An 8,872-nucleotide genomic window follows, 5' to 3' on the forward strand; every position below is an offset into this window, starting at 1 on the left:
GTTGGTGCGCTCCAGCGCCGGCGCGCCCGGCGAGCTGCGCACCTCCCGCAGCGCGTAGCGGGCGGCCAGCGCCCCCGCGCCGACGGCCAGCAGCCGACCCACTCTCACGCGACCCCTCCGATCCGGATGCCCAGCGCGACGCGGTACGGACCGGTCACTGGGGCAGTTTAGGCAGCAGGGCGGCGGCGTTGTCACCGACGCCGTACTGGCCGGCCTTCTTCTCGGTCAGCTGCTGGACCAGGGCGAGGCTGGTGACCAGCTGCCCCTGCACGGTGTTGGCGTTGTCGACGGTGGAGATGGTCTGGGAGAGCACCGGGTCGCCCCGGACCACGGAGACCACGTTGCCGCCGGCCGAGCCCATGCCGCCGACCACGATCGCGCCGGTCCGGTCGAACTGCTCGGCGATCTTCACGACCGACTCGTCCTTCTCCGCCGAGAACTTGTCGACGTAGGGCTGGCCGCTGACCAGCACGACCGCCTCGGCGGCGCCGGAGATCTTGTCCTCCGAGGTGACGTAGCCGGAGGTGGCGTAGTGCTGGACCACCGCCCGGCGATCCGCGTCGGTGACCGCCGGGCTGCCCTGCGGCCGGTCCAGCAGCACGCTGGCGAGCAGCGCGCTGGAGGTCTCCACGCCGTGCCCGTTGCCCGGCAGGCCGGAGGTGGGCACGCTGTTCGGGCGCGCCGCGGTGACCGCCAGCTCCAGCAGGTTGTTGTTGCTGTCCGGGTTGATGAACTTGTCCTGCACGTCGAGCCGGCCGGTCACGTTGGCCCCGGCGAGCTCGAGCATCTTCACCACGCCCTCGGTGTGGTCCCGGCCGCTGGGCAGGCTGAGCACCAGCACCCGCCGGCCGTTCAGCTTGCCGGGGAGGACGACCTGCGCCATCTCGGCGGCGAAGTCCTCCTCCATGTCCAGTTCCTTCTGGAGGTTGTTGACCGACTGGCGCATCAGCGAGTTGTCCTTGCTGAGCCCGTTGACCCGCTCCTTGAGCGAGTCGGCCACCGGCCCGTTGAGGGCGGCCGTGCCGACCACCAGGCCGATCGCCAACGCCAGGAAGACCGCGGTCAGGGACACCACGTGGTAGCGGAAGTTGATCACGCTTGCAGCCTCTTGATCGTCGGGGAGCTAGAAGAGCTGGCCGAGCTGGAACACGAAATTGTCCCACCACTCCGACACCACACCCAAATACGCCTTCCCGACCGTGGAGACCGCCACCGCGGAGGCCATCGCGGCCACCGCCGAGAGGATCAGCAGCAGCAGCGAGGAGCCCGAGATGCTCTGCCGGTAGAGCCGGCTGACGCCCTTGGCGTCGACCAGCTTGCCGCCCACCTTGAGGCGGGTCAGGAAGGTCGAGGCCATGCCGCCCCGGCCCTTGTCGAGGAACTCCACCAGGGTGGCGTGGGTGCCGACGGCCACCAGCAGCGAGGCCCCCTTCTCGTCGGCCAGCAGCATGGCCAGGTCCTCGCTGGTGGCCGCGGCCGGGAAGGTGATCGCCGGCACCCCGAGGCCGTTGACCCGGGCCAGGCCCGGCGCCCGGCCGTCCGGGTAGGCGTGCACGATCACCTCGGCGCCGCAGCGCAGCACGTCGTCGGTGACCGAGTCCATGTCGCCGATGATCATGTCAGGGGTGTAACCGGCCTCGACCAGGGCGTCGGCGCCGCCGTCCACCCCGATCAGCACCGGCTTGAACTCCCGGATGTAGGGGCGCAGCACGTCCAGGTCGGCCTTGTAGTCGTAGCCGCGGACCACGATCAGGCAGTGGCGGCCCTGGAGCTGGGTCTGGATCTCCGGCACGCCGACGCCGTCGAGCAGCAGGTCGCGCTCCTGCTTGAGGTAGTCCATGGTGTTGGCGGCGAACGCCTCCAACTGCACCGACAGCCCCTCCCGGGCGTCGGCCATCGACTTGGCGACCGTCTCGGCGTCCTGGAGGCTGCCGTGCGCGACCGGCTCGTCGCCGACGAACACCGTGTTGCCCTCGATGCGCACGAGGTCGCCCTCGCGGATCTGCTCGAAGACGCTCTCACCGAGGTCGTCGAGGAGCGGGATGCCGGCCGCGATCAGCACCTCGGGGCCGAGGTTCGGGTAGCGCCCGGAGACCGACGGCTTGACGTTGAGTACGGCGGCGACACCGACGGCGACCAGCGAGTCGGCCGCCACCCGGTCCAGGTCGACGTGGTCGATCACCGCGATGTCCCCGGGGCGGAGCCGCCCGACCAGGCGTTTCGTCCGGCGGTCGAGGCGCGCGGTACCGAGGATCGAGCCCGGTTCCGCGTTCCGGGTCCGGCGCAACGTGGGTAGACGCATCGTGACCATCCTGGCATGTGAGGCAGGTTTTGCTGTCGCGACATGCCTGAGCAGGGCCGCCTACCCAGGGAAGCACACCGGAGCGCACGCCGGTGTGCTTGCGCTCACAATCTCGGGATCACGGGCGCCTTTCCTTGGCCGCCACGGCCAGGAGTTCCTCGGCATGCGCGATACCCAGATCCGAGTCCGGCAAACCCGCGAGCATCCGGGCCAGCTCGCGGGCCCGCTCGGTGTCCTCCACCACCCGCACGCCGCTGGTGGTGACCGCTCCCCCGGTGTCCTTGGCCACCACGAGGTGCCGGTCGGCGAACGCGGCGACCTGCGGCAGGTGGGTGACGACGAGCACCTGGTGGCTGCGGGCCAGCCGGGCCAGCCGGCGGCCGATCTCCACCGCGGCCTGCCCGCCGACGCCCGCGTCGACCTCGTCGAAGACCAGGGTGGGCGGGCCGCCGGAGCCGGCGAACACCACCTCGATGGCGAGCATCACCCGGGACAGCTCACCGCCGGAGGCGCCCCGCTGCAGCGGCAGCGCCGGCGCGCCCGGGTGGGCGAGCAGCCGCAGCTCCACCTCGTCGGCGCCGTCCGGGCCGACGCCGGCCTCGACACCGTTGACCGGCAGGCTCGGCTCGGCCCGGCCGGCCGGCCGGGGCAGCACCGCCACCTCGATCCGGGCGTGGGGCATGGCCAGCCCGGCCAGCTCGACGGTGACCTGCTCGGCGAAGCGGACCGCGGCCTCCTGCCGGGAGGTGGAGACGCGGCCGGCCAGGTCGGCCACCTCAGCGGCGAGCCGGGCCGCCTCCTTGTCCAGCTCGTCGAGCAGCTCGTCGGAGGTGTCCAGGTCGGACAGGCGGGTGCGGGCCCGCTCGGCCCAGGCGATGACGCCGTCGACGTCGTCGGCGTACTTCCGGGTGAGCCCGCGCAGCGCGGCCCGGCGCTCGTAGACGGTCTGCAGGCGGGCCGGGTCGGCGTCCAGCGCGGCCAGGTAGGTCGACAGCTCGGCGGAGACGTCGGTGACCAGGGTGGCCGCCTCCTCCAGCCGGGCGGCCAGCTCGCCGAGGGCCGGGTCGGTGCCGGCCTGGGCCTCCAGGGTGCGCCGGGCGGTGCCGAGCAGCGCGGTGGCGTCGGGGGTGTCGTCGGCCGCCTCCACGCCGCCGGCCACGCACTGCTGGGCGAGCTGGGCCGCGGTGCGCAGCCCCTCGGCGTGCTCCAGGCGCTGCGCCTCCGCCTTCAGCTCGTCGTCCTCGCCCGGCTGGGGGTCGACCCGGGTGATCTCGTCGAGGCCGAGCCGGAGCAGGTCGGCCTCCTGGTTGCGCTCGCGGGCGTTGCGCCGCCGGTCGGCCAGGTCGTCGACCACCGCCCGCCACCCGGTGTAGGCCTCACGCAGTGCGTCGAGCAGCTTCTCGTGCTCCGGACCGGCGAACCGGTCGAGCGCGGCCCGCTGCTCGGCCGGGCGCAGCAGGCGGAGCTGGTCGGACTGGCCGTGCACGGCCACCACCTGCTCACCGACCTCGCCCAGCATCGACACCGGCATGCTGCGGCCGCCCAGGTGCGCCCGGGACCGGCCCTCGACGGTGACCGTGCGGCTCAGCAGCACCGAGCCGTCCTCGTCGGGCTCGCCGCCCGCGTCGGTGATCCGGGCGTGCACCGTCTCGGCCACCCGGCCGTCCAGGCGCAGCCGGCCCTCCACCACCGCGCGGCCCGGCTGGGCACGGACCCGGCCGGCGTCGGCCCGGCCACCGAAGAGCAGGCCGAGGCCGGTCACCACCATGGTCTTGCCCGCACCGGTCTCGCCGGTGATGACGTTCATCCCGCCGGTCAGCGGCAGCGTCGTGTCCTCGATGACGCCCAGTCCGGTGATGCGCAGCTCTTCCAGCACAGCACCCGACAGTAGACGCGTCCTCCGACACTTGACCAGCCGGCGCGGGGCAGCCGGTGGAGTCGTACAGTTCTGCCCCGTGCTGGACGTGATCGGCCTGACCCCGGACGAGGAGCAGCTCTACCGCTGCCTGGTGCAGCTCACGACCGCCCGGGTCGGCGAGCTGGCCGAACGGCTGGGCCGCCCGCGCGCGGACATCCTGGCCCAGCTCGACGCCCTGCGCGGCAAGGGACTGGTGCTGCCGACCGGGCCGGAGCCCGACGCGCCGCTGCGGCCGCTGGCGCCCGACGTCCCGCTCGGCGAGGCGCTGCTGCGCCGCCAGGAGGCGCTGGAGTCGGCCCGCGCGGCGGTCACCCAGCTCACCGAGGAGTACCGGGCGGGGATGCGCCGGCACGACGCCGCCCACCTGCTCGAGGTGGTCACCGGCGCCCAGGCGCTCCGGGAGCGGCTGCGCGACCTGCAGAACGGCGCCCGGGCCGAGGTGCTTTGGTTCTGCCGGGCCAACCCGCTGGCCATGCCGGGCCAGGAGAACGCCGAGGAGTTCGACGCGCTCGCCCGCGGGGTCCGCTACCGGGCCATCTACGAGCGGGAGATGCTCCTCGAACCGGGCGCCCTGGCGGACGTCGAGCAGGGCGTACGCGCCGGTGAGCAGGCCCGGGTCCTCGACCGGTTGCCGGTCCGGCTGGCCATCGTGGACGGTCGCACGGCGGTCTGCCCGCTGGTGTCGGAGCGGGGCAGCGGCGAACCGACCGCCGCGGTGATCGGCCGCAGCCAGCTGCTGGACGCGCTGCTCGCGCTCTTCGAGAGCCACTGGCTGATGGCGACGCCCCTGGGCTCGTCCACCCCGCCGGCCGGGCCGGACGGGGACGGCTACCGGCCGGACCCGGACGAGGCCCGCCTGCTGTCGCTCTTCGTGGCCGGCGTGCCGGACAAGTCGATCGCCTCCCAGCTCGGCGTCAGCCGGCGTACGGTGCAACGCCGGCTGGCCGACCTGATGGCGCTCGCCGGCGTGGACACCCGGCCCGGGCTGGCCTTCCAGGCCGCCCGTCGGGGCTGGATCTGAGGGGACGGGGCGGGACGGCACCACGGCCGTCCCGCCCCGCCCCGCGTCAGCGCAGCCCGTACGCGTCGAGCACGGTCTGGTCGACGGTGTTGCCGGCCCGGTCACGGGCGTGCACCCGCAGCGACACCGTGCCGTTCCCGGCCGGCACCAGGGCGCTGAAGCTGGTGCCCGAGCCGGTCACCGGCACCGCCCGCCAGTTCTGGCCGCCGTCGAACGACACCTCGACCCGGACGCTGGTGCCGGTCGGCGCCGGCACGCCGGCCGGCTGACGCAGCGTCAGCCCCAGCCGGTGCGGGTGGCCGCCGGCCACCTCGCCCCGCAGGTCCGCCGGGACGTGGTAGTCCACCTGCAGCAGCGACAGCGGCTGGGCGGCGTCCCCGGCCGGGCGGGCCGAGGTGAACTCCCAGGCCGTCTCGGTACGGGTGGCCCGGGACCACTCGTCGGACGACCGCTTCGTGGTCAGGTCCAGCCGGTAGCGGGCCGCCCCCGGGGTGGTCGGCACGAGTGCCCAGCCGCCGGAGAGGTCGGCGATCTGCTGCCCGTCCCGGCTCAGCCGGCGCTCGACGGTGTCCTGCTCCTCGCCCCAGCCGGCCGGGGCGTAGTGGCCCTCGGCGTCGACGAACTCGGCCACCCGCAGGTTCAGGGTGTCGCCGGTGCGCGTGGGCACCGGCACTCCGCCGCTCGCCGGCACGGCCGGCCGGACCACCGGGGCGTGCCAGGCCTGAGTGACCCGGTCGTCGGCGGCGTACCGCCGGGGCTGCTCGGTGAGCCCGCCGAGCAGCGGCCCCCAGGACCAGGTGAGTCGGTGCAGCACCCGCTGCTGCCACCAGGAGTCTCCGGCGCTGACGAACTCCTGCCGGGTGGTGCCGGTACGCACCGTCCGCTGCTCGTCGTTCCAGGAGTACTCCTGCCAGGGGCGCCAGCTGAACCGCTGCTCAGTGGCCCAGTCGGACCCGCCGGTGTCGGCGTAGCGGGCGGTCACCTCGGCGGTGTTGTCCGCCGTCACCCGGTGCACGATCCGCTCCGGGACCCGCCCCTTCGACACCTGCCAGACGTCGTACAGGTAGGGGCTGTCCACGGTCAGCGTCACGTCCAGGGTCGCGCGGCCGCTCTTCGCCGCCGCGATCATCGGCTGTCCGTCGTCGTACGCCACCACCAGCGACGGGATCGGCAACCGTTCCCCGTCCGGGCGCCAGACCGTCCACGCGCTGCGGTCCGCCGGGCGGACGATGAGCACCATGGCGGCGCCAGCCGCCGTGGCGTCGGCGATCTGGTCCTCCTCGGCGCGGTCGTAGCTGCCGGCCACCAGCGCGGCCGCACCTCGGACCCCGGCCCGGGCCAGCTCGGCGGCGGTGCCGTCGCCCGCCCAGACCAGCGGGAGCTTCCGCCGGCCGGCCGGAGCCGGCGACTGGTGCAGCAGGTTGATGTCCAGCGGACCGGAGACGTTGCTGACCTGGGCGTCCACCATGGGCGCGACCAGCTGCCAGCGGGAGGAGAACTCGAACTCGCCCCGGCTCACCGGCCGCGTCGGGGTGACGTTGACCTGCTGGGTCGTGCTGAAGTTCATGACGCCATGGTCGACCTGCCGCCCGTTGCCGAAGATCCGGTGCTCATAGAAGCTGATCACCGCCCGCTGCTCGGTCGGCTTCGGCGTCTCGATCCGGATCGGAGTGCCCTTGCGCGGGTCGAGCACCACGGTCAGGTCCCGGTCGACGGTCAGCTCGGGGTCGGTGACCAGAGTGAGCTGCTCGTCCAGCGGGGCGCCGTGCTCGATCAGCCCCTGGAGCAGGTACGGGCCCTCCTCCACCTCCACCTGCCACTCCATGCCGGGCAGGAGGAAGCCGAGCCGGTCGGACTCGCGGTGCTCGCCGAAGAGGGTCACCACCGACGCCGTACCCGACTGCCCCCGCATGTCCAGCGCCCTGAGGGTCACGGAGTGCAGCGGGCCGCTGAGGGTGAGGCCCACGGCGGTACGCACGGCGACGCCGTCCGCGCCGGTCGCGACCAGCCATCCACCGTGCACGCCGCGGTCCAGCTTCGCCGGGTCGGCGCGCAGCGGGACGGCCACGCTGCCACCGGCCGGCACGGTCACCTCGGTGTCCTGGAGCGCCACCCCGTCCGGCTCGGCCGCGTCGCTGTCCAGGTTGCGCAGCTCCAGGGCCAGCCGCAGGGACTGCGGGGACGAGGTGCCGTTGGTGTACGTCACGGTCCGCTCCGTCACCGCCCCACCGGTGCTCACCCGGCCGAAGTCGGCGGTGGCCGAGCCGTACACCCGCTGGCTCAGCGCGCGCGCCACGTCGACCCGGCCGCCGCCCTGCTCGAAGACGGTCAGCGCGGGGTTCGCCCTCGTCGTGCTGACCAACGCGTCCTTGAGCTTCCCGGCCGCCCAGTCCGGGTGCTCCTGGGCGAGGATCGCGGCCGCGCCGGCCACGTGCGGGGTGGCCATCGACGTCCCGGACGCCCGGGTGTACGCGTCGTCCACCGGCGTACCCATCGTCGTGCCGGAGGCGCGGGCGGCGACGATGCCGACGCCCGGCGCGGTGATCTCCGGCTTGAGGCCGTTGTCGCCCACCCGCGGGCCGCGGCTGGAGAAGTCGGCCAGGTTGTCGTCGCGGTCCACGGCGCCGACGGTGAGCGCGCCGGTGGCCGCGCCGGGCGACCCGACGGTGCCCGCCGCGCCCTCGTTGCCGGCGGCGATCACGAAGAGCGCGCCGGTCTCGGCGGTGAGGTCGTTGACCGACTGGCTCATCGGGTCGGTGCCGTCGGTGGGCGAGCCGCCGAGGCTCATGCTGACCACCTTCGCGCCGGAGTGGGCGGCCCACTCCATGCCCGCGATGATCCCCGAGTCGTAGCCGCGGCCGCTGTCGTCGAGCACCTTGCCGACCAGCAGCCGCGCGCCGGGCGCGACGCCCTTGCGCAGCCCGTCGGAGGCGGCGCCGCTGCCCGCGATGGTCGCCGCCACGTGGGTGCCGTGGCCGTGCCCGTCGCGGGCGCTGCCGCCGCCGGTGAAGTCCTGCGCCTCGGCGATCCGGCCGGCCAGGTCGGGGTGGGTGGCGTCGACGCCGGTGTCGAGCACCGCGACGCGCACGCCACTGCCGTCCCGGCCGGCCGCCCAGGCCGCCGGGGCGCCGATCTGCGGCACGCTGTGCTCCAGCGCCGGGTGCACCCGTCCGTCGAGCCAGACCCGGGCGATGCCGCCGCCGAGCCGGGGCGTGGCGTCGGCGGTCCGGGCCGCCGGCGCGCCGCGCAGCGTGGTCCACAGGCCGCCGAGGTCGGCCTTGCCGACCCGCAGCGCGGCCCCGTTGATGCTCTCCAGCGGACGGGCCGCGGTGGCGCCGGCCAGCCGCCGGACGCGGCCGGCGGCCGGCTCCTGGTAGCGCACGATCAGCGGCAGCGCGCTCTGCGTGGCGTCGCCGTAGCCCTCGGCGACCAGCTCCTCCACGTCGAACAGGTCCGCGTCGAGCAACCCGGCGGAGAGGTACGGGACGACGTCGCTGGGCAGCACGCGGAGCCCGCCGTCGGCCGCCACGGTGTGGAAGGTGACCCGCTCCCGGCCGGGGCCGGGGCGGACCGTGGCGGCGACCCGGCCGGACGCGGCCGGGGCGAGGTGGACCTGGCCGCCGGTGGTGAG

General features: G+C 74.5%; 5 protein-coding genes. 1 reads left to right on the forward strand and 4 read right to left on the reverse strand.

What is annotated here, in order from left to right; all coding sequences use genetic code 11:
- Positions 1–154 precede the first annotated feature (154 nt).
- The 3 genes from ACW0Q9_RS26350 to recN all read right to left on the reverse strand — a co-directional run bounded on the left by ACW0Q9_RS26350 (position 155) and on the right by recN (position 4,178).
- On the reverse strand, positions 155–1,096 hold the full coding sequence (locus ACW0Q9_RS26350; RefSeq protein ID WP_456185778.1) for a copper transporter: 942 nt from the start codon (positions 1,094–1,096) through the stop codon (positions 155–157).
- Positions 1,097–1,123: 27 nt separating this feature from the next.
- Positions 1,124–2,302 carry a putative cytokinetic ring protein SteA gene (gene steA / locus ACW0Q9_RS26355; protein ID WP_456185780.1) on the reverse strand — a complete coding sequence of 393 codons (1,179 nt, stop codon included), beginning with the start codon at positions 2,300–2,302 and terminating at the stop codon, positions 1,124–1,126.
- Between the two features lie 118 nt (positions 2,303–2,420).
- Positions 2,421–4,178, reverse strand: a complete 1,758-nt coding sequence (gene recN / locus ACW0Q9_RS26360) for a DNA repair protein RecN (RefSeq protein ID WP_456185782.1) — start codon at positions 4,176–4,178, stop codon at positions 2,421–2,423.
- 79 nt (positions 4,179–4,257) lie between these two features.
- Here recN and ACW0Q9_RS26365 point away from each other — a divergent pair, with 79 nt between their 5' ends.
- Positions 4,258–5,241, forward strand: coding sequence for a helix-turn-helix domain-containing protein (locus tag ACW0Q9_RS26365; protein ID WP_456185784.1), 984 nt, complete (start codon positions 4,258–4,260; stop codon positions 5,239–5,241).
- Between the two features lie 46 nt (positions 5,242–5,287).
- On the opposite strand, the gene ACW0Q9_RS26370 is transcribed toward ACW0Q9_RS26365, so the two are convergent.
- The coding region (locus tag ACW0Q9_RS26370) for a S8 family serine peptidase (RefSeq protein WP_456185786.1) at positions 5,288–8,872 on the reverse strand (3,585 nt) is incomplete at its 5' end.

It is taken from the genome of Micromonospora sp. I033, from assembly GCF_053890995.1.

Bases quoted from the DNA above. Each gene is read 5' to 3' on its own strand.
- steA (WP_456185780.1), bottom strand. From the start codon at position 2,302: ATGCGTCTACCCACGTTGCGCCGGACCCGGAACGCGGAACCGGGCTCG.